General features: G+C 61.2%; 29 protein-coding genes. 14 read left to right on the forward strand and 15 right to left on the reverse strand.

Annotated elements, in window-relative coordinates; all coding sequences use genetic code 11:
- Positions 1 to 89: 89 nt before the first annotated feature.
- From udk to ACSFC5_RS02480, 6 genes are all read right to left on the reverse strand, one after another.
- The gene (gene udk / locus ACSFC5_RS02455) at positions 90 to 770 is read right to left on the reverse strand and encodes a uridine kinase (protein WP_440763679.1); all 681 of its coding nucleotides are present in this window, start codon (positions 768 to 770) and stop codon (positions 90 to 92) included.
- 128 nt (positions 771 to 898) lie between these two features.
- On the reverse strand, positions 899 to 1,435 hold the full coding sequence (locus ACSFC5_RS02460) for an NUDIX domain-containing protein (protein WP_440763680.1): 537 nt from the start codon (positions 1,433 to 1,435) through the stop codon (positions 899 to 901).
- A gap of 66 nt (positions 1,436 to 1,501) precedes the next feature.
- Positions 1,502 to 2,605, reverse strand: coding sequence for a pyridoxal-phosphate dependent enzyme (locus tag ACSFC5_RS02465; RefSeq protein WP_440763681.1), 1,104 nt, complete (start codon positions 2,603 to 2,605; stop codon positions 1,502 to 1,504).
- Position 2,606: 1 nt separating this feature from the next.
- Positions 2,607 to 3,566, reverse strand: coding sequence for a succinylglutamate desuccinylase/aspartoacylase family protein (locus ACSFC5_RS02470; protein WP_440763682.1), 960 nt, complete (start codon positions 3,564 to 3,566; stop codon positions 2,607 to 2,609).
- Positions 3,567 to 3,722: 156 nt separating this feature from the next.
- A complete protein-coding gene (locus ACSFC5_RS02475) occupies positions 3,723 to 5,252 on the reverse strand; it encodes a stage II sporulation protein M (protein ID WP_440763683.1) in 1,530 nt (509 codons plus the stop codon).
- A gap of 224 nt (positions 5,253 to 5,476) precedes the next feature.
- Positions 5,477 to 5,755 (reverse strand): hypothetical protein, encoded by a 279-nt coding sequence (locus ACSFC5_RS02480; protein ID WP_440763684.1) that lies wholly within the window; start codon positions 5,753 to 5,755, stop codon positions 5,477 to 5,479.
- 212 nt (positions 5,756 to 5,967) lie between these two features.
- Between ACSFC5_RS02480 and ACSFC5_RS02485 the strand changes: the two genes are divergently transcribed.
- Both ACSFC5_RS02485 and ACSFC5_RS02490 read left to right on the forward strand, forming a co-directional pair.
- Positions 5,968 to 7,113: an MBL fold metallo-hydrolase gene (locus ACSFC5_RS02485; RefSeq protein ID WP_440763685.1), complete on the forward strand. Its 1,146-nt coding sequence runs from the start codon at positions 5,968 to 5,970 to the stop codon at positions 7,111 to 7,113.
- Positions 7,114 to 7,258: 145 nt separating this feature from the next.
- Entirely contained in the window at positions 7,259 to 7,432 is a 174-nt protein-coding gene (locus tag ACSFC5_RS02490; protein ID WP_440763686.1) for a hypothetical protein, read from the forward strand.
- A 48-nt stretch (positions 7,433 to 7,480) separates the two neighbouring features.
- Here the strand turns inward: ACSFC5_RS02490 and ACSFC5_RS02495 are convergent, their stop codons facing one another.
- Positions 7,481 to 7,804, reverse strand: coding sequence for a nuclear transport factor 2 family protein (locus ACSFC5_RS02495; protein WP_440763687.1), 324 nt, complete (start codon positions 7,802 to 7,804; stop codon positions 7,481 to 7,483).
- A 152-nt stretch (positions 7,805 to 7,956) separates the two neighbouring features.
- Between ACSFC5_RS02495 and ACSFC5_RS02500 the strand changes: the two genes are divergently transcribed.
- The 3 genes from ACSFC5_RS02500 to ACSFC5_RS02510 all read left to right on the forward strand — a co-directional run bounded on the left by ACSFC5_RS02500 (position 7,957) and on the right by ACSFC5_RS02510 (position 10,769).
- A complete protein-coding gene (locus ACSFC5_RS02500) occupies positions 7,957 to 9,771 on the forward strand; it encodes a Rieske (2Fe-2S) protein (protein WP_440763688.1) in 1,815 nt (604 codons plus the stop codon).
- Between the two features lie 105 nt (positions 9,772 to 9,876).
- The gene (locus tag ACSFC5_RS02505) at positions 9,877 to 10,404 is read left to right on the forward strand and encodes a DUF367 family protein (RefSeq protein ID WP_440763689.1); all 528 of its coding nucleotides are present in this window, start codon (positions 9,877 to 9,879) and stop codon (positions 10,402 to 10,404) included.
- 215 nt (positions 10,405 to 10,619) lie between these two features.
- Positions 10,620 to 10,769 carry a 50S ribosomal protein L40e gene (locus ACSFC5_RS02510; RefSeq protein WP_019991865.1) on the forward strand — a complete coding sequence of 50 codons (150 nt, stop codon included), beginning with the start codon at positions 10,620 to 10,622 and terminating at the stop codon, positions 10,767 to 10,769.
- Positions 10,770 to 10,825: 56 nt separating this feature from the next.
- Here ACSFC5_RS02510 and ACSFC5_RS02515 read toward each other — a convergent pair whose 3' ends face one another.
- The 6 genes from ACSFC5_RS02515 to ACSFC5_RS02540 form a co-directional block, all read right to left on the reverse strand.
- Complete coding sequence (locus ACSFC5_RS02515; RefSeq protein ID WP_440763690.1) at positions 10,826 to 11,263, reverse strand: DUF7344 domain-containing protein; 438 nt, start codon at positions 11,261 to 11,263, stop codon at positions 10,826 to 10,828.
- 113 nt (positions 11,264 to 11,376) lie between these two features.
- Positions 11,377 to 11,988 (reverse strand): MBL fold metallo-hydrolase, encoded by a 612-nt coding sequence (locus ACSFC5_RS02520; RefSeq protein ID WP_440763691.1) that lies wholly within the window; start codon positions 11,986 to 11,988, stop codon positions 11,377 to 11,379.
- A gap of 408 nt (positions 11,989 to 12,396) precedes the next feature.
- The gene (locus tag ACSFC5_RS02525; RefSeq protein WP_440763692.1) at positions 12,397 to 12,699 is read right to left on the reverse strand and encodes a HalOD1 output domain-containing protein; all 303 of its coding nucleotides are present in this window, start codon (positions 12,697 to 12,699) and stop codon (positions 12,397 to 12,399) included.
- Positions 12,696 to 13,067 (reverse strand): DUF7344 domain-containing protein, encoded by a 372-nt coding sequence (locus tag ACSFC5_RS02530; protein WP_440763693.1) that lies wholly within the window; start codon positions 13,065 to 13,067, stop codon positions 12,696 to 12,698. The genes ACSFC5_RS02525 and ACSFC5_RS02530 overlap by 4 nt, the downstream gene beginning before the upstream one ends.
- A 213-nt stretch (positions 13,068 to 13,280) precedes the next feature.
- Positions 13,281 to 13,793 carry an Lrp/AsnC family transcriptional regulator gene (locus tag ACSFC5_RS02535; protein WP_440763694.1) on the reverse strand — a complete coding sequence of 171 codons (513 nt, stop codon included), beginning with the start codon at positions 13,791 to 13,793 and terminating at the stop codon, positions 13,281 to 13,283.
- 416 nt (positions 13,794 to 14,209) lie between these two features.
- On the reverse strand, positions 14,210 to 14,605 hold the full coding sequence (locus tag ACSFC5_RS02540; RefSeq protein WP_440763695.1) for a DUF7344 domain-containing protein: 396 nt from the start codon (positions 14,603 to 14,605) through the stop codon (positions 14,210 to 14,212).
- A 311-nt stretch (positions 14,606 to 14,916) separates the two neighbouring features.
- Here ACSFC5_RS02540 and ACSFC5_RS02545 point away from each other — a divergent pair, with 311 nt between their 5' ends.
- The 9 genes from ACSFC5_RS02545 (at position 14,917) to ACSFC5_RS02585 (ending at position 24,330) form a co-directional block, all read left to right on the forward strand.
- Positions 14,917 to 15,087 (forward strand): DUF5786 family protein, encoded by a 171-nt coding sequence (locus ACSFC5_RS02545; RefSeq protein WP_006089939.1) that lies wholly within the window; start codon positions 14,917 to 14,919, stop codon positions 15,085 to 15,087.
- A complete protein-coding gene (locus tag ACSFC5_RS02550; protein ID WP_440763696.1) occupies positions 15,087 to 15,659 on the forward strand; it encodes an endonuclease dU in 573 nt (190 codons plus the stop codon). The genes ACSFC5_RS02545 and ACSFC5_RS02550 overlap by 1 nt, the downstream gene beginning before the upstream one ends.
- Positions 15,660 to 15,762: 103 nt before the next feature.
- Positions 15,763 to 16,368: a uracil-DNA glycosylase gene (locus ACSFC5_RS02555; RefSeq protein ID WP_440763697.1), complete on the forward strand. Its 606-nt coding sequence runs from the start codon at positions 15,763 to 15,765 to the stop codon at positions 16,366 to 16,368.
- Between the two features lie 180 nt (positions 16,369 to 16,548).
- Entirely contained in the window at positions 16,549 to 17,619 is a 1,071-nt protein-coding gene (locus ACSFC5_RS02560) for a PhnD/SsuA/transferrin family substrate-binding protein (RefSeq protein ID WP_440763698.1), read from the forward strand.
- 29 nt (positions 17,620 to 17,648) lie between these two features.
- On the forward strand, positions 17,649 to 18,428 hold the full coding sequence (locus ACSFC5_RS02565; protein WP_440763699.1) for a phosphonate ABC transporter ATP-binding protein: 780 nt from the start codon (positions 17,649 to 17,651) through the stop codon (positions 18,426 to 18,428).
- Positions 18,425 to 19,495 (forward strand): phosphonate ABC transporter, permease protein PhnE, encoded by a 1,071-nt coding sequence (phnE, locus tag ACSFC5_RS02570; RefSeq protein WP_440763700.1) that lies wholly within the window; start codon positions 18,425 to 18,427, stop codon positions 19,493 to 19,495. Before ACSFC5_RS02565 ends, phnE begins: the two co-directional genes overlap by 4 nt.
- A gap of 160 nt (positions 19,496 to 19,655) precedes the next feature.
- A complete protein-coding gene (gene hisH, locus ACSFC5_RS02575) occupies positions 19,656 to 20,306 on the forward strand; it encodes an imidazole glycerol phosphate synthase subunit HisH (RefSeq protein ID WP_440763701.1) in 651 nt (216 codons plus the stop codon).
- Positions 20,307 to 20,741: 435 nt separating this feature from the next.
- Positions 20,742 to 21,710, forward strand: a complete 969-nt coding sequence (locus ACSFC5_RS02580) for a hypothetical protein (RefSeq protein ID WP_440763702.1) — start codon at positions 20,742 to 20,744, stop codon at positions 21,708 to 21,710.
- A gap of 1,420 nt (positions 21,711 to 23,130) precedes the next feature.
- Positions 23,131 to 24,330 (forward strand): Cdc6/Cdc18 family protein, encoded by a 1,200-nt coding sequence (locus ACSFC5_RS02585; protein WP_440763703.1) that lies wholly within the window; start codon positions 23,131 to 23,133, stop codon positions 24,328 to 24,330.
- A 440-nt stretch (positions 24,331 to 24,770) separates the two neighbouring features.
- Here ACSFC5_RS02585 and ACSFC5_RS02590 read toward each other — a convergent pair whose 3' ends face one another.
- Positions 24,771 to 25,127 carry a hypothetical protein gene (locus ACSFC5_RS02590; RefSeq protein WP_440763704.1) on the reverse strand — a complete coding sequence of 119 codons (357 nt, stop codon included), beginning with the start codon at positions 25,125 to 25,127 and terminating at the stop codon, positions 24,771 to 24,773.
- A gap of 122 nt (positions 25,128 to 25,249) precedes the next feature.
- On the reverse strand, positions 25,250 to 26,113 hold the full coding sequence (locus ACSFC5_RS02595) for a type 1 glutamine amidotransferase (protein WP_440763705.1): 864 nt from the start codon (positions 26,111 to 26,113) through the stop codon (positions 25,250 to 25,252).
- Positions 26,114 to 26,318 lie beyond the last annotated feature (205 nt).

Genomic DNA, 26,318 nt, shown 5'->3' on the forward strand with positions numbered 1-26,318 from the left:
CGGCACCCATCCCTGTCGTCGGCAACCGGTTAAATTACTGTCGTATTTCGCTCACTTGAGACGGTCACCGCCGTGACGGCGGGAGGCGGTCACTCCGACCTCGAGCCGTCGAACGACAGTTCGGCGGGAAGTTCGGGCTCCGGTTCGGTCCCGTCGGCCGCGAGTTCGGCCTGCACTTTCTCGATCAGCAGGTCGACCGCCATCCGATTCGCGCCCTCGGGAATGATGACGTCCGCGTTCTTCTTCGTCGGTTCGACGAACTGCTCGTGCATCGGTTTGACCGTCCCGAGATACTGTTCGATCACGCCCTCCAGGCCTCGCCCGCGGTCGATGACGTCCCGTTCGATCCGTCGCAGGATTCGGACGTCCGCGTCGGTCATGACGTACACCCGCAGATCGAGCATCTCGAGGATGGCGTCGTCGTACAGCGAGAAGATACCCTCGAGCACGATCACGTCCGTCGGCTCGACGGTCACACGCTCGTCCTTGCGGTTGTGTATCTCGAAGTCGTACTGCGGCATCTCGACCGCCTGACCCATGAGCAGGCTGTTGAGGTGCTCCTGTAAGAGCTCCCATTCGAAGGCCGAGGGATGGTCGTAGTTGACGTTCGCCCGCTCTTCGAACTCGAGGTGCGAGAGGTCCTGATAGTAGTTGTCGAGCGGGATACGGGTGACCGCTTCACCGACCGTTTCGGCGACGGTCCGCGAGACGGTCGTCTTCCCGGCTCCCGTCCCGCCGGCGATCCCGATGACGAACGACGGTATGCTCATCGTCCGATGCTGGGTCGGACCGCTATTGAATCCCCTGATCTCGACTCGGACCGATAACGTATCCGTTCGTTGACACAGTACGGCCTCGCGGAACCGTCACTCGAACCACACCCAACCCCGCGGAACCGTCACTCGAACCACACAGCCGCTTGGCGAAATCGCCGTTCGTGGATCGGTCGGAACGCTTCCCCCGACGCGTCGAACTCGCCTGGCGACCAGAACCGGGCCGCGCTCGCGTCGCTGCCGGCCGTCGGCTCGCCCGTCGCGTCGGCCCGATCCGCGACGTAATGAACCGTCAGCACGTGTTTGCCGTCCCGCGGCGGCATCGTCGTCGCGTCGAGGAGTTCGAGCGAGTTGGGGTCGAGGACGACGCCAGTTTCCTCCTCGAGTTCGCGAACCGCTGCGGTCTCGGGAGCCTCGCCGACCTCCATGTGGCCGCCGGGAATCGTCCAGTCGCCGACACCCGGCGGGACGGCCCGCTCGACGCAGAGCACCGCAGGGGTGTCACCCGATCGGTCGACGACCGCGACGCTCGCACAGGGGACCGGGTTGTGCCAGATCACGTCCTCGCAGGTCGGACAGCGCTCGCGCTCGCGGCCGTCGAACGCGGTCGTCTCGAGGGAATCACCACAGTGCGGGCAGAACTCGGCTGGACGGCTGACCATCTACGATGGTGTCGGCACTGGGGGTATCAAAGCGTTTGCAATCCGATCGGGCCGAGAGATGGTGAGTTATAGCGTCTTCAGACCGCTTCCCGTCAGCGGCACGACGACGTCCGCGTCCTCCTCGAGCGCGCTCCGCTCCCGATACTCCTCCAGCGCTGCGGGCGCGACCGCGCAGGTGGGTTCGACGTAGAACCCGCCGCGGTGGAGCCGATCGAGTGCCGTTTCGACCGGATCCGAGCCGAGCGCGATGGCGTCGCCATCGGTCGCCTCGATGGCCGCGAGAATTTCGTCCTTGCGAGCGGGTTCGGTGATTTTGATGCCGTCGGCGATGTCCGTCCCCTCACCGTCCTCGTCGGTTGTCGCACCGCCGAGTTCGTCCACGATGGGTGCGTAGCCCGCCGCCTGTGCGCCGAGCAGTTGGGGCATACCGTCGGTAATTCCGGCTTCTTCGAGCAGCGAGAAGCCGCGATAGGCACCGAGGAAGAGCGTCCCGTGGCCGATCGGGAGCACGACCGCGTCGGGGACGGTCCAGCCCTGCTGGGCGGCGATTTCGAACGCGAACGTCATCGTACCCGCGTAGAACGCCGGGTTCCAGGCGTGGCTGGCGTACCAGCCCTCGCCACCCTCCACGGCGTCGATACAGGCGTCGGTCACGTCCTGACGGCTCCCCTCGATCCGAACCGGGCGGGCGTCGGCCCGCTGGATCGTCATCAGTTTCGACTGCTTGACGTCCGCCGGGACGTAGATGTCCGCCTCGATGCCGGCGCGGGCCGCGTAGGTCGCGATGGCGGCTCCGGCGTTCCCCGAGGAGTCCTCGATGACCTTGTCGACGCCGAGTTCGACGGCTCGAGAGAGCGTCGTCGTCGCCCCGCGATCCTTGAACGAGCCCGTCGGGAAGACGTACTCGAGTTTGAACTGGGCGTCCCACTCGGGGGCCTCGACGAGCGGCGTAAAGCCCTCGTGAAAGGTTACGTGTTTCTCGATCGGCAGAAACTCGAAGAACGTCCAGAGCCCCTCAGTAGTATCTAAGCTGTGTAGCGGAAGCGGGTCGCCCTGTGGATGTGGCCGTTCGGTGAACTCGAGGGCGTGGCCGCAGTTACAGCGCCACGGCTCGTTCGGTCCGGCTTCGTAGACGACGTCGCAGTTCGGACAGGTGAGATCGGCAGGCATGTTAGTAGTTGTCGATGTCGGTGGCGACGGAGCAAACGTACTCGCCCGTGGCGACCTGTGGAAGTCGCCGCGTGCGCCAGAGGATTCCGTCGCTGTCGGCCGTCACTTCGGCTTTCGGTTCGCCGAACGGTGTCGTCACGTCGAACAACGTCTCGCCGCTCCGGACCCGATCGCCCAGCTCCGTTCGGAACGACACGAGTCCGCCGCTCGGTGCACCGTACTGTTCGAACCCGCGAGCGCGGGTCTGCTCGTCGACGTCGACGCTCCCGTCGAGAAAGCCGTAGTGAGTGAGGACGTTGAAGACGCCGTCGACCCCCTTCTGGATGCTCACCTCGTCCCAGCCGACGGCTCCGCCGAGTTCGGGATCGACGGTCGGGATCCCCTCGTCAGGCGCCGCACGGGCGAGTTGGCCGTCCGGCCCCTTCTGATCCAAAATGTGGCCACAGCCGAACACCTTCGCCAGTTCGAGACAGTCCTTGTGGAGTCGGTGGCGTTTGCCACAGCGAACGCGGACCTCGTCGATCATTCGACTGGTCGATCCCTGGTGGAGGTCGAGGATCAGATCGGCTCGCGTCGCCGCCTCGTACGTCGCAGCTGCGATCCGCTCGCTCGAGGTTCCGGTCTCGTTGCCGGGATAGGCCCGGTTCATCTTCGTGTCGTCGATCGGGTTGCGGTGTTCGGCGATCTGAAAGGCGTGGTAGTTGACGATCCCGGTGATCAGGATCGTTCCCGCGAGTTCCGCGGGGTCGAGTTTCGGAACGACGCGCTGGATAACGCCGATCCCGTTGAGTTCGTCCCCGTCGCTCGCGGCCTGCATGTACAGCGTCTTTCCCGGCCGTTCGCCGTTGATTACGGCGACCGGCAGACCGAACGGCGACCCATCCCGTGTCTCCCCCACCTCGAGACGGCCCGTGTCGATCTCGCCGGGATCAGCGCTCGCCGTTCCGAGCGTCGTCGTCATGTGCCTGCAGACGGACCCGTTCGTCTTTATTGGTTCGGTGTCCACCAGCAAGCACTGGGTTCGAACGGCCGTCGTTCTATGAAGGTATCTGTCACTTCATCTCGGCTCGGCCGACGACGAGAGCGGGCGGTCTGCGACGAGACGCGTTCGACGCCCTCAGAGGAATAACCGGAAGTAGTACGGGCTCAGGAACCCCTCGATGACTCCCGCGACCGCGAGCAGGATGCCGACGCCGACGAGCACCCAGAACGCGCGCTCGAGCGCGTCCGCGAACTCGGCTCGCGTCGCTCGCCCGCGAAAGGCCCGCCAGCCGATACGCCCCAGCCAGATGCCGACCGCCGTTGCGATGAAGATGGCCGGAATCTCGAGGATGCCGTGGGGTATCACGAACGCGAGGAGTTCCATCGGTTCGGCCTCGGTGCGGCCGTAGACGCCCATGAAAACGCCGTTGAACAGCAGCGAGGCGACCGCTGGGAGGACGAACGCGACGCCCGAGAAGGCCGTCGTAAGCGCGACCATCCAGTTGTTCCCGAAGAACTCCAGCGCCGCCGCCGGCGGAATGTGGCCCTCGAGGCGGGCCGAGATCGAGGTCTCGACGGTTCCGGCGAGGGGTTCGGCGGCCTCCCAGCCGACCCAGAAGCTGGCGAACGCGAGGACGACGACGAGCGCGTGCGTTCCGGGCGTCGCGCGGACGAACGCGACCATCTCGTTCCAGCCGCGGCGAACGCCGGCCCGGAACTGCCCGCGAGCCGATCGCTCGGGTTTCGTCGGCGGTCGCAGTCGGCCGCGGTAGTCGTTGTAGAGGGCCGTCTTCAGGAGGTCGAGGAAGGGGAAGACGAGCAAGGCCGTGACGAGCGAGGTGAACGCCATCACGTCGACGAGCAACAACACGCCCGAGACGGCCGAAATCGCGAGCATCGTTCCGAGCGAGACGGCGTAGTAGAATCCCGCGCCGACCGGCCGGGCGCGGACGAACGCGAGGGTGTTGGAAAGCGAGCCGAGCGCGGTCGCGTCGTCGACGACGACGGCGACCGGCGCGAACGCGAACAGCGCTCGAACGGCCGCGAGCGCGACGAACAGGACGAGCACCGCCACGAGCGCGATCAGTCCGGCGACCACCCCCGCACCGGTCGCCGCCAGCGCGACCACGGCGACGACGAACACCATCGTCCCGATCGTGAGCAACACCGCGATACACGCCAGGAACTCGAGGACGTACAGGCCGAGAAACCGCAGCCAGTAGCGGCGCGCACCGGCGATACCGGCGGTTAGGCCGCGCCTGTCGATCAGCCGGGCGCTACAGGCGGTGAGCTGTCCGGCGCTGACGATCGGGAAGAGGACGAGAAACAGCAGGAACGACAGCCCGATCGTCACGAGGACGAGCGCGACTATCTCGGGCGTGAACACCTGCTCGAAGACGGGTTCGAAGCCGCTCATCCACTCGTCGAACGCCTCCTGGTCGGCCTCGGGATCCGGCGGCTGACCCTCGATTCCCTGCAGGTGGTCCTGAATCGTCGCGAGTCGGCCGGTGGTCTCGAGGTAGACGAACCCGACGGCGATCGCGAGAAACGGAACGAGACGGACGATGGCGGGGACGGCAGCCCCGAGCAGGTACCACGGCAGGAGATCGGACGGCCGGCGACGGAGCGCGGCGATAGCGGCAGTGACCGAATCGGAGAGGGACATACTGACACTTCGATCGTCTTTCAGATAAATGAACCTCTATCGGTCGGGACGGACGGTCGCGTTGGGCAGCCACCCAGAGGCCAGTTGTCGATCCGTGGCTCGGGTCACCTTCCCCTCCCTCCTCACTCGATTCACTCGTTCCTTGCGGGTAGTGCGGAACCTTCGGTTCCGCTGACCGTGCGAACGGCAAAGCCGTGAGCAGAAGGGGACTCCGCGCTACCACATCAGTTGAACGTTCGGTCGTCGAATGAGTCATTCGAATCGTCGTCCGAACCGCCGCTCGAGAGTCGCGGCGTGAATCCACCCGTGAGAATCACGGAGACGACGACCAGCGCCGCGGCGAGGACGACGAAGTCCGCGCTGGGGTCGTAGCCGGCGAGCCCGGCCCCGGTCGAAACGACGAAGATGGCGACTGTGAAGACGATGGTCGCGAGGAGTCCGACGACGACGATTCCGACGACGCTGGCCAACAGCCCGCGCAGTATTCGGCGTATCGATGACATTCGTTACGAACGGATTGCAGTCGAATGAACCTAATAATTGTGACATCGATCTCGAGTCAACAATGCCGATATTTGACCGCTCGTGACGGGACGAATTACGATCCCCATTGCTCGAGGGTGTCGCGGCAGAGAGCCACGGTATCCGTGGTCGGCGTGTAGCGGCGAGAAACGCCGTGGCGGGATTTACGTCGCGCGGTGGCGTACGGACGGCTATGGTCACGACGCTCTCTGCAGACCGACTCGCGGAACTCATCGACGACGACGCGGCGTTCACCCTCGTCGATACCCGTCCCGAAGACAGCTACGAGGCCTGGCACATCTCCGGGGCGTTGCACTTCCCGTTCGGTCCCGAGGAGGAACTGGACGGCCGCACAGAGGAGTTCGAGGAACTGGTCGGCGACGCCGACCGGGTGATCACCACCTGCGCGAAGGGGATCTCCTCGGGGAATCTGGCGATCCAACTCGAGTCGGCCACCGACGCCTACGACGTCCAGACCGTCGAGGGCGGGATGAAGGGCTGGAGCGGCGTCTACGACCACGTCGAGATCGACGCCGGCGGCGACGCACTGAGGATCGTCCAGATCCAACGGCGCGCGAAGGGCTGTCTGGGGTACGTCGTCGGCTGCGAGGCGACGGGCGAGGCCGTCGTCGTCGATCCGACCGGCGACGTCGACGAGTTCGAGATCGCCGCCGAGGAGGCCGGTCTCTCGATCACGGGCGTGATCGACACCCACGTCCACGCCGATCACATCTCCGGCGGGCGCGACCTCGCCGACCGTCTCGAGGTCCCCTACTACCTCGGTGCCCGCGCCGCGGAGCGCGGCGTCGAGGTCGCGTACACGCCGCTCGAGCGAAACGAGGTACTGGACGTCGGCGACCTCGCGGTCAAGGCCGTGATCGCGCCGGGACACACCAGCGAGATGATCAATATTCTCGTCGACGACGCGGCGCTGCTGACCGCCGATACCCTGCACGTCGATTCCGTGGGTCGGACGGAACTCGAGTTCAGCGAGGACGAGGGGGAGCGAGGGGCCCGGATGCTCTACGAGACGCTGCACCGTACCCTGCTGGCCGAACCGGAGGGGATCACCGTTCTGCCGGGCCACGTCACCGTCACCGCCGACGGCGAGTTCGAGCATGGGTCGCCGGGCGAACCGATCGCGACGACCGTCCGCGACGCGCGGACGGGGATCGACCTGCTCGGACTCGAGGAGGACGCCTTCGTCGAGCGGATGGCCGACGCCGGCGAGAAGCCCGTGAACTACGAGGAGATCATCGACCTGAATCGCGGAATCGCCGAGAGTCCGCCGGAAGAGCGAACGGAACTCGAGTTAGGGCCGAACAACTGTTCGGCTTGAGCGAGGGCCGACGCCGAGCAGTGTCGCTGACACTCCGGCAGGCGCTCGTGCAAGACACGGCTCGACCGGACCGCCTCCGAAATAGCCAGCGCGCCTGAGAATTGGTTATGTAGTTTAGTGTCATACTATACCACGGCGAACAGCAATGCAAACAACAGCGATATACCAGGTCAAGTGCCCGGAGTGTGCCACCCGTTCGAGTATTTCACTCCCCGGTGACGACGTCGAACCGAAACCCAGTCGCTCCGTCGCAGCGTTCGGCGAACAAACGAAAGTAACGTGCTCGAACGGACACACCTACTGGGTTCAGTTCTGCTAATCTTCCCTTTTTGAGCCCCGTTCGGACGATACGGCGAGCGCCGCCGCGTCACCGCGAGTAGGTCTCGAGCCTGACGATTCGGCCGTCCGCACACTCGAAGAAATCCGCGAACTCGAACAGCACTCGCTCCCCGTCTCGAACGCGTCCGCGGGCGGCGGCCCGCTCGCCGTCGGCGATCACCCCCTCGAGTTCGTGGTTGGTGTCGGGATTCGGCCGATCTTCGCGCATGAACCGGACGAACGATTTGCGGTCCTCGAACGTTCGGTCGGGTCGTTTTTGGACGAACTCGGGCGCGAGGACGTCCTCGAGGACGCCGTACTCGTGGCGGTCGAGCGCGTCGTAGTACTGCCGAACGAGGGCTTCCGGCTCCATACGACCACCGTTTCGGTGCGACGGTCAAAAGGGTACAGTTCTGTCGGCCGCTCCCGTCCGGGGTCGAGACGACCGTTCCGGGAAGATATCAGCTTCGTTACCGTAACTCGTTTCAGCGAACGCTTACACGTGCGTGTGTCGACGGGTCACACATGGCATCGACGGACGATTTTCGGGCGGCCGTCTCCGTGGCCGACCTCGAGGAGACCGGACGCGAACTGGTGAGCATCGACGGGACGCCGCTGGCCGTATTTCACCACGAAGGCGAGATTCGAGCCGTGAACAACCGCTGTCCCCACATGGGGTTCCCGCTGGTCGAGGGCACCGTCGACAACGGCATCCTCACCTGCCACTGGCACCACGCGCGGTTCGAACTCTCCTGTGGCGACACCTTCGACCCGTGGGCCGACGACGTACAGACGTATCCTACGGAGATTCGGGACGACACGGTCTACGTGAACCCGAATCCGCCCCGCGAGCTGCCGCCGGCCGAACACTGGGCCGACCGCCTCGAGACCGGCCTTGAGGAGAACCTCCGACTCGTCGTCGCGAAGTCGACGATCGGACTGCTCGACGCCGGCGTCGACCACCGGGAGCCGACGGCGACGACGCTCGAGTTCGGCGCTCGGTACCGGGAATCGGGCTGGGGCTCCGGGCTGACGATTCTGGGCTGCATGGCGAACGTGATCGACGACCTCGCACCCGAGGACCGGAAGCGAGCGCTCTACACCGGCGTCCGGCACGTCGCGAGCGACTGCGCGGGCGAACCGCCACACTTTGACCAACCGTCGTTCTCGACCGAGGACGTCCCCTTCGACCGCCTGAAGTCGTGGTTCCGCGACTGCGTCGAGGTTCGGGACCGCGACGGAGCGGAACGCTGTCTTCGCACTGCCGTCGCGTCCGGACGTTCCGAAGCCGAACTCGCCGAACTGATCGTCGCCGGCGCGACCGACCATCCGTACCTCTCGACCGGCCACGTCCTCGACTTCGCCAACACGGCGTTCGAGAGCCTCGAGCACGCCGGCTGGGACCACGCCGACCGGGCGCTCGCGAGCCTCGTCGAGCCGCTCGTCACCGCCAGCCGCAGCGACGAGCGATCCGCCTGGCGACAGCCGGTGGATCTCGTCGCGCTGCTCGAGGACGTCTACGGCGGGGACGTGAGCGAGACGCGCGGTCTCGAGGCACTCGTTCGAGAAGGGGTGGACGAGACGTGGACCCCTCCGGAGGAGTTTCAGGCGATCCTGCTCGGGGACAACCCCGAAGCCGTCGTCGACGCGCTCGCCGACGCCGTTCGGGAGGGTGCGACCAGCGAGGCACTCGCCGCCGAAGTGGCCCACGCCGCCGCGACGCGCGTCGCCCAGTTCGGTACCGCAAACGAGTTCAGCGACTGGAACACCGTCCACCACACGTTCACGTACGCGAACGCGGCCCACCAATTCGCCCGTCGGACGGACGCCGTCGAGTGCTATCGCGGCGTCTTCGACGCCGCACTCAACGTCTACCTCGATCGCTTCCTCAACACGCCGCCCGTACCGATTCCGGCGGTCGGGGAGAACGAAACCGACCGCGAACCGGATGCGATTCTCGGGGACCTACTGGAGACGTTCGACACCGAAGGGGAGGTCAACGAGGCCGGCCGACTCGTCGCCGAGTACTTCGACTGCGGCGGCGATGCCGCGGCGCTGAAACGAACGCTCGGCCACGGACTGCTGCGCGAAGATTCAGGCTTTCACACGTTGCAGAGCCTCGAAGCGGCGTTCCGGCAGTTCGATCTCGCCGACGCAGGCGAAGGCGGCGATTGTGACGACGGTTCCGGACCGGCCGTCGACCTCGAGCGACGGCGGCGCGTGCCGATGATCGCAACCGCTCGCTACATGGCGGCACACTTCCCCACGCGTCGGGAGGCAGAACAGACGTTCTCCATCGCCTCGCGGCTCAACCGCGGCGAAACGATCCACGAGGACTGAGCTCGATCGCGAAGAGCGGGGCCGCTCGCGGGTCTCGAGGCCGGGTGCGGGTCCCGTTTCGGCGCGTTCCACATGGCTTTTCTCTCGGCTGTCCCTACGGACCGTGTGGAGTGTCACGTCTACTACGAAGGCGACGACGACCCGAAGAAGTGCACCGCGCGTCGCCTCGAGAAGTTCGATAAGGCCACCCTCTACCGACGGATGGAGCAGGTGCCCTACGGCGTCGTTCTCAACCCCCACGCCGACCAGGCGCTCTCGCCGGCCGACGTCGCGGACGGGCTCGGAACGGTCGTCGCGCTCGACTGCTCGTGGGAGTCCGCCGAAGCCGCCTCGTTTCGGATGAACGGCGTCCACCGGGCGCTCCCCTTTCTCGTCGCCGCGAATCCGGTCAACTACGGCCGCCCGTTCCGGCTGACGACCGTCGAGGCGCTGGCCGCCGCGTGCTGTATCTTCGACGCGTACGACCGCGCCGAGGACCTCCTCGAGCCGTTCCGCTGGGGCGAGACCTTTCTCACGCTCAACGAGGAACCCCTGCGCCGCTACAGCGAGTGTGCGGACTCGAGCGAGATCGTCGCGGTACAGGACGACTACCTGGCCGACGAGGAGCCGAGCAACGAACCGATCGACGAGTGATCCGCCGACGATCGGGACACGGCGACACCGAATACGCCGTCCATCAGCCGCTCCGTCGGTACAGTGTCCAGTCTTCTCACAGGCTGGTCGCTTCCCCCTTCGAGACGGGCTCTACGACCAGTGTCCCGCTCCGTCTCAGAGACAGTCGGTGCTGTCCGACGTTTTCGCAGTCGCAGGACCACAGCGGTTATATGTGCGACCGATCAACGACCGGTATGGCCAGTTTCGACGCCGCGGAAAAACGAACGCTTGAGAAGATGATCTGCATGCGCTGTAACGCCCGCAACTCACAGAAGGCCAAACGCTGTCGCAAGTGCGGCTACGCGAAGCTCCGACCGAAAGCGAAAGAGGCCCGCGCCGCATAATCGACCCGGTCGAAACCGCCTTCTCGAGTCGAGCCGATATCGTCCAGCGAGAGCGCTCAGTCGGATGTAAACGGTGTCTCTTCCAGTTCGGCACAGCAGTCGAGGAGCGTCGTCAGTCGGGCTGACGGCTGTCGATAACGAACCGTCCCGCTTCGGCGATCGTACTCGACGATATCCCTCGCCGTGAGCTTCGGCAGGTCGACGTGTCTCAAGGCGAGTTTCGTCTCTTCGATTCGGTCGTCGAGATCCGCCGACTCCGCGAGTGGACTCGGTTCGTCGGTGACGAGCCTCGCCAACTCGTCGACGGTGGCGACCTCGAGTTCGCGTAGATAGTAGAGCGCGTGCCGCCGGCGGTGCGTGGCGAGGAGACTCAACAGCTGGTCCACCCCTTCTCTGTCGCGACCGTCGCTGGCACCACCATCGGTTCGAATTCTGCACTCGGCGCTATCGCTCCCGTGTGCGATATCCGAAACGACCCCCACGTCGTTGGACATACAACTAGACAATTACTATAGCAAATTAGGTGTTATGGCCAGCAGGCGACCACTCTCCAACCGTATGAAATCAAACATTTCGACGCTCGAACGAACGGCTATTGTTCGCGTTGCTACTCGTTGGGATACTTCGGCTCCCGCTTTTCGGCCCGCTCGAGCGCCGTTTCGACCACGTCTCGTACGTCGCCGTGGAAGACGCCGCCGTGGCCCGCGTACAGGTGTTCGATACGATCAGGCATGCGCTCGAGCAGCTCCCGAATGCTCTCGATGAGTCGGTCGCGGGACTGGCCGGCCATGTCGGTGCGACCGAAGCTCCCGTAGTCGAATGCGCCGTCGTCGTGGACGACGACGTCGCCCGAAAACAGCGACGAATCGGAGACAAACGAGACGTGGTCGTCGGCGTGGCCCGGCGTGTAGACCACGTCGAACGACTCGCCGCCGATCGACACCGCGTCGCCGTCCGCGAGTTCGTGGGTGCGCGTGGGGTGGTCGTCGTAGGCGTACACGTCGGGATCGAACGCGTCGACGACGGCCTCGAGTTGGGCGACGTGATCGCCGTGTTGGTGGGTCATGACGACGTTGTCGACGTCGTCAGTGTGTGATCGAACCTCGTCGACGACGCCGTCCCAGGCACCGGCGTCGACCAGCGTGGTTTCCTCACCGACTACCAGAAACGCGTTACAGGTGAACGTCTCCGCCGCCTCCGTAACGTGATGGACCTTCATAGACGACGACTCGAGGGCCGGCCCCAAAATGGTGCCGTCCGCGAGGGGTCGTCCAGAATCTGTCGAAGCGACGCTTTGGAATTTTCAGAGCGTGATATGGTTCCGATTGTCGGTGGTACGCACAGTGTGTGTAACCATCACTCGATATCACAGCTGATGTTGAGCGCGTGCATTCTGTACCCTATCCAATTTTCGTCTGCCGAGTTCTGAGAGAGTAGGCGTTTGAGGCCCTTCGTGGCATATCAGATGGTGGGGACGGCTCACCATGTTCTCCAAGGAGGGTCACGTGAGGTTACTATTCTCATTCTCCCATACTGAGATGAGTGACTGCTACTCATTGGCCCCTCTAATTCAAGCTCGTGGGGCCTTCGGAAGGATAGTCCTCGGATTCGCGAGTACTGTGGTCCCTTACTCACCACCGGCAATCTTCATAAACGTCGCTTGACCGTCCTGATTTAGGTTGATCCGATACCCTTCATACGAGAACTGAATGACTGCTTGGGACTCTGCAGCGGGCGGCTCGGAAAACAACTTCTCAATGAGGTGGTCTATAGTGTTGTATATAGGCGGCAGGTCGATACCATCCTTCCCCTCGAGTTCCGCAACTACCGCTACTACGTCGATTGCCGGATCCTCTTGGTCAACGTCAAATTCCCAATGAGTTGCCGCCATCTCTTCTCCATCGCCGTGCTCACTACTTTGCTCACTCATGCTCTTGTTAGCGTCCCGTCAGCGGCGATGTGACCGTACCCATCAATACGGGCCGCGTCGGCGAGAAACCGGTCAAGTCCGTCCGTTCTTGCGAGTCCAATGGAATCCATAGTCGTGTCAACTGTAATGAAGCCGGCATCCGCAAGTTTCGGGAGGTGGGTGTGATACAACGCCGTTTTGATTTTGTCAATATGACTAGCCCGTTCCATCCTTGAGTGTGCCTCGTTCCAATCGGCGATCGCGGCTGCAAGCGTCTCGATGCCAACGTCCCTGACTTTTGTTCGCAGATGATACAACACGTATCGCCGGTGCGGATGCGTCAAGAGATCGAAGGTCTCGTTCAGTCGTGATGTATTCAGTGGTGCCATCATCTATCGGTTAGGCTGGAGAGGTATAGTGTTTCTTTGACTATAATTTTATACCTTTGATATTTTCAAGGTGAGCGCGGTGATTGATTGACTTTCCCAAGCAAAACAAGGATTATCAGTCAAGCACCGCCACCAAATTTTCAATGACAAGCCCCGCGCCACCGTGCGCGGGGCAGTTGACTAGTCCAACTACTAATGCCTTACTGGCGCAGGCTATCTCTCAGTAGACTCGCTTTCTGAGAGCGTGTCAGGCTCGCCGGCAATCTCCTGGTGGAAGTGATTCCACGGTTGGGCATGTTCCTCCGCCAGAATGTTGCTCGTCACGATCTGCAGGCCCAGTTCGTCTAACTGTTCGGTGCTTTCCTTGACGTCGGAGGTCGCTTCGGCCACGACTTCGACGTGGAGGTTCTCCTCGCCGGCCAGCATCTCCCGCACATTGACGACGCCCCGGACTTCGAGAGCCTCTTTCGCCATTTCTGACCGTCGGGAAAGTTCGGTCGAACAAATAAACAGGACACGCATCGGGTAGCCTGCCGCCTCGTAATTGATTTCCGGGTTATACCCGAGAATGACCCCTTGTTCCTCGAGTTGCTTGATCCGATTATGGATGGTCGTCCCGGTCACGTCAGTTTCGTCGGCAATGTCCGTGTCGCTGGCACCACGGGCGTCGATCTGTAACAGATGAAGGATCCGACGGTCGAGGTTGTTTAATGGATCATCGACCATGTCGTCTTATTCGGCAGCGAACCAATTGAACCTCTCGCCTATCCAAACGCAAGAAGAATCCAGAGACAGGATCTATAGAGAAGCCATCTCAGTGAGCACAATCAGATAACGATTCCATCGATCAATACGCACACGTATAGTAGCCACTGAACGTTGCCGTTCAGTACAGGCGAAGCGAGTATCGCTTAGTATCGTATCTTTGGCTCAAATCCGCAGATATCTGTTATCCAACCCCCCATCTGTATCGGAGTAAATGAATTGACGAGTACCTGAACGCCGTTTGTGAACACTCGGTTTTTATAGCGCGGGATGGTATAACACAGTGGCTGCCCCACAACGTGGTTGGGGCCGAAGGAGCAACTTGGGGCAACACTCCTTCAGTATCGCAGCTGTGATGCGATATGTTATTTCGGTTCTCACCGACGCTTGGTTACGACGGGACCTTTTGTAACGACTGGATCTTTTGTGCGGCGTCCATCCTGCTGTTCAGCCAATAGTTTGAGATGAGGTATTATCTCGTCAAAACGGTGGCCTCGTACGACGAGATCGTCATCTTGACTCCACACGATGAATCCGTACTTTGCTAATTTAGGAAGATGGATGTGGTGCATACTGACCGAGTACTCATCCACTTCTGCAATCGTTCGAGAACTGGATAGATGTCTCTGAAGTAGGTTCTCGTCCGCTTCTGCAATCTCTCGAGAAATGCCAGACGGTTTTGAGACGTATTGGGGGATTGAGAGTAATTTTACTAGTAACTGTCGTCGGTGGCTGGCCGTCAATGCGTCAAATACGTTATCATAATTAACCATCGTCTATCCCTTGGCTTCAACTACTACCTCCCACACATTAACACCGTATCATTTTCACGGCCAACAGCTGTTTTGATTAACTGAGTGATTACGTGTATACCGTTCAATTTGCACGAATAGTGTGCGACTCTCTCATCACGGTGGTTGTCCGAAAAGAATCGTTCGACGGCGCCCTCACAGCGGACTGTTCGGAATCCATCCCACCACTGAGCGGGGATGATTCGCTCGAGCGACGACACTGACCGACGCGAAGGCGACCTCGAGTGAGAGACCACGAGATTTTTTAGCCAGGTCGACGTAGAGGACACCGTATGGGATTCGGGAGCTACGACGAATCCGAGCAACAGGAAGTCGACGCTGATTTTGACGACGACACGGTACAATCCGGCGAGAACAGCCACGACGGATCGATCGAGTTCGAGAACGGCGCCTCCAGCGACGAGCTGCTCGATCGACTCCAAGAGATCAAAGACGAGGACTGATGAAGCCCGGGGTGCGGGCGCTGGGTATCGCCGAATCGGTTCGCGGTGACGGGACTCGCGACCGAAGCACGCTCGCCGGTGCCGTCGTTCGCGCCGACCGCGTTACGGACGGACTCGCGTACCGCTCGTGTACCGTCGGCGGCACCGACGCGACCGACGCCGTGGTGGCGCTGCTCGAGGACCTCGGTCGGCCCGACGTGCGGTACGTGCTGCTCGGCGCCATCGCTCCCGCCTGGTACAATCTCCTCGATCTCGCTCGAATTCGGGAGGCTGCTGACCGGCCGGTGATCGCCGTCTCGTTCGAAGCGAGCGACGGTCTCGAGGCCGGTCTCCGCGATGCCTTTTCCGACGCTGCACTCGAGCAGCGTCTCGAGAGCTACCGATCCCTCCCCGAGCGACGAGCGCTGTCGGTCAACGACGAGACGGTCTACGTACGACACGTCGGTTGCGACGCCGGGACGGCCGCGGCGGTCGTCCGGGCGTTCACGCCCGAAGGCGGTCGGCCGGAGCCGATTCGGGTCGCGAGGGTCGCGGCTCGAGCGGGGGATGCGTACCTCGACTCGCTCGAGTAGCGCCGCGCTCGGACGATTTTACAGATCGAGACCAGCGACTGCGACACCGAGACCAGCAACTGCGACCCGAAAGAGGTAGTAGTCGGCCGTTTGATCCTCCGGTATGGGAACGATGGACGAGTCAGGGCTCTGTGTCAGCGAGTGTTCGCGCTGTCCGGCGCTCGTAGAGTCTCGCAGCCGGATCGTCAACGGAACCGGACCCGAGGATGCCGACGTGCTGTTCGTCGGCGAAGGACCGGGAGCACAGGAGGACAGCGAGGGCGAACCCTTCGTCGGTCGCAGCGGCTCCGTCCTCGACGACGGACTCCGGAGCGTCGGCCTGATTCGCGAGGACGTTCGGATCACCAACTGCGTTCGCTGCCGGCCGCCGGAAAACCGCGATCCCACGACCGAGGAACTCGAGAACTGTCGCGGCTACCTCGAGCGGGAGATCGACCTGCTCGATCCGGAGATTATCGTGACGTTGGGGAAAGTCCCCAGCGAGCATCTCTTGGGTCGATCGGTTGCGGTAACCAAGGAAGCGGGCTCGATCGAGGAGGTTCGGATAGAGGGCACACCGCGACGCGTGCTGCTCTGCGTTCACCCGGCGGCGACGCTCTACGACCGAAGTCAGGAGGATACGTTCACCGACGCGCTCGAACGTGCCGCGGACCTCGCCGGTGTCGACGGTGACGGCGGAAGCGGGCAGACGAGACTCGACGGGTTTTGAGAAGTGTTTGAATATCGATCGGTTTTCCTCATTACCATTTTAAATAATCCGCTCTTGGTGTGGACGAACGTGGCGTTATTTTGATTATATGGGCGCCTTCAAATCGTTATGGCACCGATCGATGGACGACTACGTAGGTAACATAGAAACTACTAAATAAATTCATGCATAGTCCCTGTTATGTCCGACACCGATCGGTGGGCAACGGATCGACGAACGGTTTTGAAAAGTGCCGGCGCGGTGGGGATGGCGGGTCTCGCCGGCTGTACGGGTGGCAGCGACGATTCGGATACGATTTCGTGGGTGATGAATCCCGCGGAGGAAACGGTCGATATCGAACTGCAGTACCAGCCGCTGTTCGAGTACCTCGAGTCCGAAGCCGACATCGAAATCGAGGGCGTCCAGACGTCCGACTACAGCTCGACGGTGCTGGAGATGCAGGGCGACCGCGGCGACTTCGCTGATACTTCGCCCGGTGCAGTGGCCCAGATTCCCGACGACATCGACGTCGTCGGCATGCGCCTCGCGTTCGGCGCCGAACAGTACTTCTCGCTCATTACGACGACCCCAGACAGCGGTATCGAGGAGCTGTCCGACCTCGAGGGCGAAGAGATCGCGTTCGGTGCCGCGACGTCGGTCTCGGGGACGCTGTTCCCCATGCTGATGCTCGAACAAGCCGGTCTCGACACCGGCGGCGCACCCGACGGCAATCCCGAGGACTTCACCGCGCGGTACTCGGACCACGATACGGCACGGACGCAACTGCTCGAGAATCCGGACGTCGCGGCGGCGGCGACCGGTGCGTTCTCGACCGGTCCCCACGTCCCCGCGGAACAGTTCGATGAGCTGTCCGAAGACTACGTCGATATCTCCGTCGAGTACGACGGCGCTGGCTCGCGGGATCCGGAGCTTCAGTTGCTCGCCGTCTCCGACCCGATCCCGCGGGCACCGATCGTCGCCCGTTCGAACTGGGACGACCCGGTCCGCGAGGAACTCGAGGAACTGATGCTCGAGGCACCGTCGGAAGCCTTCGAACACGACGACGAAGAACTCGCTGACGAACTCGGTATCGACCCCGAGATCCTCGATAAGGACGAGGACGATCTCACCGAGGAAGAAGAAGAGGACCTCCAGACGTTCGAGGACCATGGCCTCTGGTTCGACGGTATCGAACCGGCGACCGCTGACGACTACCAGCCGGTCGTCGATCTCCTCGAGGAACTCGGGCTCGAGCCCGAGGAACTCGACTGAGCACACCCGATTGAAGAGTATCGATTATCATGTCTAAAGTTGTAGTCGACGGTCTCACCAAACGATACGGGGACGTCCTCGCGCTCGACGACGTCTCGTTCGAGGTACCGGCAGGTGAGTTCGTCATTATTCTCGGCGTATCGGGGTCTGGAAAATCAACGCTGCTGCGATGTATGTCGGCGCTGACGAAACCGACCAGTGGCGAAATACGGATCGACGGCGAGCCGATGAACGTCCCTCGTCCCGAAGTAGCGATGATCTTTCAGCAGCACAACATCATCGGCGATCTGACGGCGTACTCGAACGCGCTGTCGGGCAGCATGAATCGCAGTTCGTTCCTCGAGAGTCTGCTGCAGCTTCAGCCCGACGAGGAGAAGTATCGCGCCCTCGACGCGCTCGATACCGTCGGCCTCTTAGACGAAGCAGAGCAGAAGGCGCGTCGAATGAGTGGCGGTCAACAACAGCGGGTCGGTATCGCCCGCGCACTGGTGCAACGACCGGAGGTATTGCTCGCCGACGAACCCGTCGCGAGCCTCGACCCCGGGAGTGCACAGGAGGTGATGCGCTATCTCCAGACGAGTACCGTCGAGCGGGATCTCACGACGTTCATCAGCCTTCATCAGGTCAATATCGCACGCAAGTTCGGCGAACGGTTCATCGGCCTCCGCGAAGGCGAGAAGGTCTTCGACGGCTATCGTGACGAGTTGACGATCGACGCCATCGACGAGATCTACGGCGATATCGATACCGAAGGCATGTTCGTCGACGTGGACTCGAGCGGCGACAGCGAATCGGAGGTGACGCCGTGAGCCGACCCGATTCGGCGGAGGCAGCCGACGTCGACGGATCCGTATCGACGGACGGCGGCCAGCCGGCGACCGGCGCCGCCGACGAACCGAACCGAGACGAACGGCTCACCGAACAGTTCGAGAATATCCGGCGACGGCGACGGCGACGGGCCATCAGCGGAGCGGTAGTTCTCGCGTTCGTCGGATTTGTCTTCGCGCAGGGGCTCAGCGCGATCCAGATCTTCTCCGAGTTCCTCAACTGGAGTTTCTTCGGCGAGTCGCTGCGAAACTTCTTCCCGACCACCGAATACTTCGACGTGATCCCGTTCGTCGACTTCGGACGGTACTTCTCGTACATCCGTGAGGAAAACCTCCTGTTCAACCCCGAGTTCGGCGGTATCGTCAGCGGTCTCGGTATCTTCGGGATCTTCGGTGAGGCCGGCATCACGCTCGCGATGGGCGTCGTTGGAACCATCCTCGGCCTGCCGTTCGCGTTGTTGTTCGGCGTCCTCGGCTCCGAGCGGGTGACGCCGTTCCCGTTCAACTTCATCTTCCGCGGGACGATGTCGTTCATCCGCTCGATTCCGGCGCTCGTCTGGACGCTGATCTTCATTCCGCTCGCCGGTCTCGGTCCCGTCGCCGCGACGCTGGCGATCATGGTCGACACCATCGGAAACCTCGGTCGGCTGTTCGTCGACGAACTCGAGGAGATCTCGGACGGACCGATCGAGGCGATGGAAACCACCGGCGCGAACAGACCGCAGACCATCGTCTTCGGGATGTTGAGTCAGGTTAAAACGTCCTTTATCGCCTGGACGCTGTACATCCTCGAGATCAACGTCCGGATCGCGGTTACCGTCGGCGTCTACGGCGCCGGCGGACTCGGGCAGGTCGTCGAGGTCCAACAGGGACTGCTCAACTGGACGAACATGATGGCGACGCTGCTGTGTATCTTTCTGCTCATCATCACTGTCGAACTGTTCAGCCAGCGCCTGCGCGCCCGGCTTCGCTCCGACGAGGAGAAAATGGGCTGGCGGGAGCTGATCTTCGGCTTCCCCAACCGGATGGCCGAATCCGCGATGAAGTAGCGACGGTCGGCCGTCCCCACCGTTCTGGAACTCTTTTTTTCGGTACTGTTCCCCTCTCTGCACGTGAGTCGGTAATTCGGTCTCACGTCGGATTCACCCGGCTATCGCGAACACTGCACGGATGGAAACCCACTTGCCGCTCGACTCCCCATCTGCAGCTATGAATGCGACCCAGCAATCTCTCGCGTCCGTCGTCATCGTCGACTACGGACTGGGGAACTTACGCAGCGTCACCCGCGGTCTCGAGCGTGCGGGTGCCGACGTCGAGATCACCGACGATGTCGAGGCTTTCGCCGCGGCAGACGGCGTCGTCCTCCCCGGCGTCGGCGCGTTCCGGGAGGGCGTCGAGAACGCCGATCCGCTTCGGGAGGACCTCCTCGAGGTCGCCGAGTCCGGCACCCCGCTGTTCGGTATCTGTCTCGGCATGCAGATGCTGCTGACGACCAGCGAGGAGGGCGAGAACGACGGCGAGTCGGCCGTGCAAGGGCTGGACCTGATTCCGGGCACCAACGTCCGATTTGCGGAGGGCCAAAAAGTCCCACACATGGGTTGGAACGAACTGAACGTGGAACGCGACCACCCGCTGGTCGACGGCGTCGACGGAGACCACGCTTACTTCGTCCACTCCTACTACGCCATGCCCGACGACGACGATGCGACGGTAGCGACGACTGACTACGAACTCGAGTTCCCGTCGATCGTCGCCAACGAGGCGGGGAACGTCTTCGGCACTCAGTTCCACCCCGAAAAGAGCGGCGAGACGGGGCTGCAGATTCTGCGGAATTTCGTCGAGATCTGCGCCGAGGAGTAACGCTGCGACCGGGAGCGTCGTTTCCGACCCATGTGTGATGAGATACCTGTTTATGCGCCTTCAACAAGATCCGAGAACAGTTTATTCGCCAATGTCTCGGGGTATCGAACGAAGGAAGCCGGACCGCGTTTGCTAAGACAAATTTGATGAGGGGTTAAAGCCCACCTCATCGTGCTGGGATGCAGCAAGTCGCCCGAAGAGCGCGTTCACTGAACACTTCACCACCTCGCCACAGGTTTGTTGTTCTTGAGGTGATCAACGTCGAGTCAATCTCCATGGAACCACTCAGCGGACGCTAAAAAGAATTCCAAGGGCACTAATCCAAAACAGGAGTGATATGCCTCCCGAAATACACAGAGCATAATAGTTAGATACATATAAACATTTAATAACTAACTCGTATTAGTAAAATACAGAGCAATGAGGTAAAGATCATTGTTACGTCAAGTTGGACCGCTTACCATCAGTGGAAGCCTTCTCGCAACTGGAAGTGCTTCAGCTCGGGAGGCTGAACAAAATGATGTAAGTACTGCAACGATTCCAGATGAGATTGAACTCAGTGGGTCTTCCACTACTGATAATGTTCTCCCGATCACTGATGAGTCCGAGCTTTATTTAAGATCGCTGGATCGATACGGAGATTCTGCATCGTCTGTATCTGGATCCAATTCGAGCGCTAAAATAGTCGATGAAGATCCGGCAGAAAGCGGTTACGTGGGATTCTCACTTGGTGCGTTCAGTGAAAGTCGTATTAATCAAGCAGAATATGCTACCACCGTAGCTTGGGTTGAATGGGAAACTGATATTGATGAGCCAACTTCCTTCGAGATTGAACCAAAGTTCCATTATATAACCGCTGCAGGAAGTGCTTCTATCTCCCCCTTCAGTGAAGAAGAAGAGACCACAGAATGGAAGGAAAGCGAACGTGAAGGGAAAAAGAACAATCAGGTTTTATCGGAAGATAAAGCAGAGATGAGTCTTTCCAGAGTCGGAATCCCTGTTCTCGCTGGACTAATAAGTGGTAGTGATAGTGACACTGCTTACTTAATATCATTTGTCTTACAAAAATTAAACGAAACTGATGATTCAGCAGCAATTGTTCGCGAGGTAGAGGTCACATCTCAGACTGCTGAATATGACGAACATGAGGAAGATGAAATACGAACTATCACTGAGACACTCGACACTAATTCGCAATATCGCTTAATCTGTATCGCCCATGCCGAATCAGAGGCAATGGGTCTTGCAGGAGGTGGTGGTTACGTCGCATCAGCCGGAGGAGACGGATTGCTACCAGGTTTGTGGGTCCGTCGGGTCAAAATCAGCCCTCAGGGATACGACGGAGGTGACCCAACCTGTCCCCCTGGAGAACCTTGCCCCACTGAGGAAGAAGAAGGCGAATAAAAATTATTAACCATCTATCTCAACTAATACTATGGATGTGTTCGACCCCGAACAAACACAATCAACTTCTGATATAGCGAATTGGTTGTTTATTCGAACTGTGATTCTATTCGTTCTGGCTCTTAATGGGGCTCTTTTTGCCGAAGAAATGATTGGTACTGGTGCCCCCATTTGGGTACTAGGACTTTGGTTCTGGTTTCGGTTGCTATTCCGGGCTATTAGCGCGTATGAACCTGCCACTCAGAGTGCTCTCGAGGCTTGAATAACAGTTCCGTCTTTGACTACGGACCTCCGCTGCCTACTGCCTCTTCGGACGCCGGTCCGTCCGGGTGCCGTCCAGTGCGCGCTAAAATCTGACGTTCGTGACTATATTTTACGATCGTTCGACTGTCAGTACCAGCCATGTACACTTCTCGAGGGGGATTGTCACGAGAGGGCGGCTCGTCGGTGGGTTAGGAGATCGTCTCGTCGGTGCGTCAGTTCCTCAAGAGCGCGATTCGTCGGGACGGATTTCGGCTGGAGACACACCCCACGGTGCCGCTGTATAGCTACGGGAGATCGCTCCTTCTTCGCGTATTCGCCAGAATCGGTGGGACCGTCGGAACAGTTCTCGAACGCATCCCGCCCCCGGAACGTCACTACTAAATACTAGTCCTGTGTTACCGACCATTAAGAGTATTGCACGCGGAGCGACGGCATCGGTCTTGAACGCGGGTTCGCCGTTCGAGTCGAACTGAACCGTTCTCTTCGCCGGTCTGCATCCGACCGTGACGGATGCTATACCCGGTTTTCCACGATCCAATGAGAGGTTCATCACTCCACATTCCTCCACACCGATACAGCGGCACTCCGGGGTGTGTGACCCGACATACAGCGGCACCGTGGGGTGTGAAACTATCGGTTCGGCTGCTATCAAACCCCGTTCGCGCTCATACAGCGGAATTGGGGTTTCGCCTCGAGCGGTCCCGACGTTCCTCGTCTATCCCTCGTGGAGGCTGCCCAGGAGTCGGCTGACGTTGTAACTCAGCAGTACTCCGGAGTCGAACCACCACGATACAGCGGCACTCCGGGGTCGTTCCTCCCACAACTTCGCCGCACCGCGACTGCTATCGCCACGATACAGCGGCACTCCGGGGTTGTCGTCGACCCGATACAGCGGAATCGTGGAGTCTGATACGGTCACTGGCAGTCGGCTGCTATACAGCGGAATTGTGGGGTTCAATAGCACTGTTACAGCGGAACTGCGGGGTTCGATAGCACTGATACAGCGGAAACGAGGGGTTCGACAGAACGAATACAGCGGCACCGAGGGGTGTGTTTTACTGTTTTGAGAGGGTCGAGGACACTAATAGCATGCTATACAGCGGCAACTAGGTTCCGAACAGTTAAGTCGTGACTGTGTGATGTGCGTGATAGCTGAATGTCGGATTCGATGGACTACTTCGGAAGCGAGAACGAGATCTTTCAGAACAAAGAGCTACTGCAGGTCTCGCACCTCCCCGACGGCGACCGCATCATCGGCCGCGAGGACGAACTGACGAACCTCGCGAACGCGATCAAACCGGCGACGCGCGGTAACACGCCCAACAACGTCCTCGTCTACGGCAAGACGGGCACCGGGAAGTCGCTGTGCTCGAAGTTCATCACGAATCAGGCTGTCGAACGCGCGAAACGGGACGACGTAACGATCGGCGTCGCCTACGTCGACTGCCTGCAGGAGTCGACGGAGACCCAGGCCGTCCAGTCCGCCGGGCACCAACTCAACGAGCAGGACGTGACGGGAATCTCGATTCCCCACTCGGGGCTGAGCACGGCCGAGTACTACCGCCGACTGTGGGAGATTGTCGACAGCCGGTACGACGTCGCGCTCATCATTCTGGACGAGGTCGACAAGATCGAGGACGACGATATCTTGATGCAGCTCTCGAGAGCGGTCGAGTCCGGAAAACTCACCGAGAGCACGGTCGGCGTCATCGGCATCTCGAACAAGGTTCGGTACAAGGATTCGCTGGACGAGCGCATCAAATCCAGTCTCTGTGAGCGCGAGTACGTCTTCTCGCCGTACGACGCGACCCAGATTCGAGAGATTCTGCGTTCGCGTGCTGATGCGTTCCACGAGGGCGTTCTCGAGGACGGCGTCGTCCCCCGGGTCGCCGCGCTCGCCGCCCGCGAACACGGCGACGCGCGGAAGGCGATCGACATCCTCCGCTTTGCGGGGGAGATCGCCGAGGAGAACGACTTAGAGCGCGTTACGGAATCCTGCGTCGATCAGGCACACGAGCGCGAGGAGACCAGTCGCCTCGCCGAACTCATCTCGAAGAGCCCGAGCCACGCGAAACTCGTCCTCGAGGCCATGGCGCTGTGCACCCAGCAGACGGGCAACGACGACGCGCCGGTGACGACGAACGAGGTGTACGACCTCTACAAGCGACTCTGTGAGCGAGACCAGTCCGAGCACCTGAAGCTCCGCCGCGTCAGGGATATCCTCTCGGAGCTTGAGTTCCTCTCGATCATCGACCAGGAGCGCAAGTGGGCTGGGAAAGGGAAGGGCAACTACATGGAAAACCGGCTGATCGACGATCCGGAGGTCATCATCGCCGCGTGTAACGAATCGGACTAGCGATCCTCGTTCATTTGTTCCCGACTGTGGTTTCGGTAGGAGATTCTGGCTTCGATAGGAGATTCTGGCTTCGGTAGGAGATTCTGGCTTCGGTAGGTGGCACCCTCGCACAGTACGTGCGCTTATTGAACGATGCTGTTTCGACGAATGGTTCGGAAAACACGAGTGTTCTGCTGACGCTGGCGGCAGTGAGTTCCACGTCCTCCCCAGCCGATTCACTCGCGCCAACGGGCGCTCGTTCATCCATAGGAAGACGCTTCGCGTCTTCCACGCAGTCGCTCGTATTACTCGCGACGACCTCGCACGGCTCTGAGCCACGTCTCGCTATTCGCTCGCCGTGGCACAGCGCGCGCCACCGCACGTGGATTGTCAGTTCCAGCAGTATGTCTGTCACCTGTACCGTACGTGTTCCTACGAGAGAATAGCCGACAGTGGGGATCTCAGAGCAGTTCCCGGACCTCGGAGTACCACATGTCGTGATAGTCGACGTGGCCGACCCGGCGTGCGATGGCGACGGCGAGGGCGTGCCAGCACTGCTCGGTCGGATCGTCGGCGTCGAGATTGTACTCGCTGTCCTTGCAGGTACAGCCGCCGTCCTCGACGATGTACTCGTCGTCGTAGCCGACGACGATCGTAAAATCGCGGTAGGCCTTCACCCGGTTCTCCCCAACGGCTTCGATGGCGCGGACCCCACGGTCGCCGTGAATCTGGGAGATCTGCTCGACGACCTCGGGCGTCAACTCCCCCATCTCCTCGAGGTCTGCCTGCCATCGCTCGACTGGGTTGGCCTCCGGCACGACCGGAACTGTGTCCCCAACTGTAAAATCGGTTTGGTTGTTCGGCCGGTTTCCCTCGGAAGATCGGCGCTTCGAGTGACAGTACCCGTGACCGTTCAACGAACGGGCGCGTCGATCGCGACTCAGGACGATGGACTCGAGTCAACCGACGAATCGGCAGCCGACTCCGTCGTCGCGAGATCGGTGTCGACGGTGGTTTCGATACGGGTATCGACGCCAGCCGTAACTCCGGTATCGGTGGGTCCCTCGAGTCGAACGTTGCGCTGTTCGCGAACGTACTCGAGGAAGTTGTCGAAGAGCCGTTTGGCTTCGCAGGCGGCCTCGTAATTCTCGGCGTCGATGCCCTCGAGGACGGCTTCGATCCGGCCCGTCTCGAGTTCGCCTTCCTTTCCCTCCGTAACTCGCGTTGCCGTCGTCGTGTCGTACTCTGGGTGAAACTGGACGCCGAAGACGCGGTCTCGCTGAAAGCCGTGGATGCCGTACTCGTTTCTGGCGAACACGGTCGCCCCTGGCGGAGCCTCGGCGACGCGATCCGAGTGCGTGGTGAAGACGGTAAAGCGCTCGTCGACGCCGGTCAGCAGCCGATTCGCCCCGTTCTGCTCGACGATTCGGTAGCCGATCTCGTACTCGCCCATGCCCTCGACGCGGCCGCCGAGGACGTCCGCGAGCAGTTGGTGGCCGTAACAGACGCCCAGAAACGGGAGTCCGGCGTCGACGGCCTCGCCGACCCACTCCTTGAGCGCGCCGATCCACGGCTCGTCCCAGTAGACGGAGGCACTCGAGCCGGTGACGACGCAGGCGTCGAACGCGAACGTCTCGGGCAGATCGCCCGACGGACAGTGAAACTCGACGAGGTCGGCGTCGAGTTCGCGTTCGAAGTTTTGCTGGGTCGTTCCGCGTTTGTGTGCGGCGTTCAGCAGGGCGATTCGCAATCGCTCGGTTCGTTCGTTCGAATCGGTTGGCTCGTCGGTCGACGGGTCGGTCACGAGAGACTCCGCTCCGCGAGACCGGGCGTGTTCGAGGAATCAGGCGGCCGTAGATCGTTGCGTGTCAACTGTTCCCAGGGCATCGATATACGGATCGAAGGGGGCCGGATACAAAGGGCTTTCTAACGAGTAGGTCTGTTAGGGGCAGATTTAGCCCACTATTCAAACATTGTTCCGGTGTTCAGTGGACGGATGTCCCGCGCCT

Source organism: Natronorubrum marinum, from assembly GCF_052040125.1.
Lineage (GTDB): Archaea > Halobacteriota > Halobacteria > Halobacteriales > Natrialbaceae > Natronorubrum.

Excerpts from the sequence above, each read along its gene's own strand:
- udk (WP_440763679.1), bottom strand. The coding sequence starts at position 770 with ATGAGCATACCGTCGTTCGTCATCGGGATCGCCGGCGGGACGGGAGCC.
- ACSFC5_RS02460 (WP_440763680.1), bottom strand. The coding sequence starts at position 1,435 with ATGGTCAGCCGTCCAGCCGAGTTCTGCCCGCACTGTGGTGATTCCCTC.
- ACSFC5_RS02465 (WP_440763681.1), bottom strand. The coding sequence starts at position 2,605 with ATGCCTGCCGATCTCACCTGTCCGAACTGCGACGTCGTCTACGAAGCC.
- ACSFC5_RS02470 (WP_440763682.1), bottom strand. The coding sequence starts at position 3,566 with ATGACGACGACGCTCGGAACGGCGAGCGCTGATCCCGGCGAGATCGAC.
- ACSFC5_RS02475 (WP_440763683.1), bottom strand. The coding sequence starts at position 5,252 with ATGTCCCTCTCCGATTCGGTCACTGCCGCTATCGCCGCGCTCCGTCGC.
- ACSFC5_RS02480 (WP_440763684.1), bottom strand. The coding sequence starts at position 5,755 with ATGTCATCGATACGCCGAATACTGCGCGGGCTGTTGGCCAGCGTCGTC.
- ACSFC5_RS02485 (WP_440763685.1), top strand. The coding sequence starts at position 5,968 with ATGGTCACGACGCTCTCTGCAGACCGACTCGCGGAACTCATCGACGAC.
- ACSFC5_RS02490 (WP_440763686.1), top strand. The coding sequence starts at position 7,259 with ATGCAAACAACAGCGATATACCAGGTCAAGTGCCCGGAGTGTGCCACC.
- ACSFC5_RS02495 (WP_440763687.1), bottom strand. The coding sequence starts at position 7,804 with ATGGAGCCGGAAGCCCTCGTTCGGCAGTACTACGACGCGCTCGACCGC.
- ACSFC5_RS02500 (WP_440763688.1), top strand. The coding sequence starts at position 7,957 with ATGGCATCGACGGACGATTTTCGGGCGGCCGTCTCCGTGGCCGACCTC.
- ACSFC5_RS02510 (WP_019991865.1), top strand. The coding sequence starts at position 10,620 with ATGGCCAGTTTCGACGCCGCGGAAAAACGAACGCTTGAGAAGATGATC.
- ACSFC5_RS02515 (WP_440763690.1), bottom strand. The coding sequence starts at position 11,263 with ATGTCCAACGACGTGGGGGTCGTTTCGGATATCGCACACGGGAGCGAT.
- ACSFC5_RS02520 (WP_440763691.1), bottom strand. The coding sequence starts at position 11,988 with ATGAAGGTCCATCACGTTACGGAGGCGGCGGAGACGTTCACCTGTAAC.
- ACSFC5_RS02525 (WP_440763692.1), bottom strand. The coding sequence starts at position 12,699 with ATGAGTGAGCAAAGTAGTGAGCACGGCGATGGAGAAGAGATGGCGGCA.
- ACSFC5_RS02530 (WP_440763693.1), bottom strand. The coding sequence starts at position 13,067 with ATGGCACCACTGAATACATCACGACTGAACGAGACCTTCGATCTCTTG.
- ACSFC5_RS02535 (WP_440763694.1), bottom strand. The coding sequence starts at position 13,793 with ATGGTCGATGATCCATTAAACAACCTCGACCGTCGGATCCTTCATCTG.
- ACSFC5_RS02540 (WP_440763695.1), bottom strand. The coding sequence starts at position 14,605 with ATGGTTAATTATGATAACGTATTTGACGCATTGACGGCCAGCCACCGA.
- ACSFC5_RS02545 (WP_006089939.1), top strand. The coding sequence starts at position 14,917 with ATGGGATTCGGGAGCTACGACGAATCCGAGCAACAGGAAGTCGACGCT.
- ACSFC5_RS02550 (WP_440763696.1), top strand. The coding sequence starts at position 15,087 with ATGAAGCCCGGGGTGCGGGCGCTGGGTATCGCCGAATCGGTTCGCGGT.
- ACSFC5_RS02555 (WP_440763697.1), top strand. The coding sequence starts at position 15,763 with ATGGGAACGATGGACGAGTCAGGGCTCTGTGTCAGCGAGTGTTCGCGC.
- ACSFC5_RS02560 (WP_440763698.1), top strand. The coding sequence starts at position 16,549 with ATGTCCGACACCGATCGGTGGGCAACGGATCGACGAACGGTTTTGAAA.
- ACSFC5_RS02565 (WP_440763699.1), top strand. The coding sequence starts at position 17,649 with ATGTCTAAAGTTGTAGTCGACGGTCTCACCAAACGATACGGGGACGTC.
- hisH (WP_440763701.1), top strand. The coding sequence starts at position 19,656 with ATGAATGCGACCCAGCAATCTCTCGCGTCCGTCGTCATCGTCGACTAC.
- ACSFC5_RS02585 (WP_440763703.1), top strand. The coding sequence starts at position 23,131 with ATGTCGGATTCGATGGACTACTTCGGAAGCGAGAACGAGATCTTTCAG.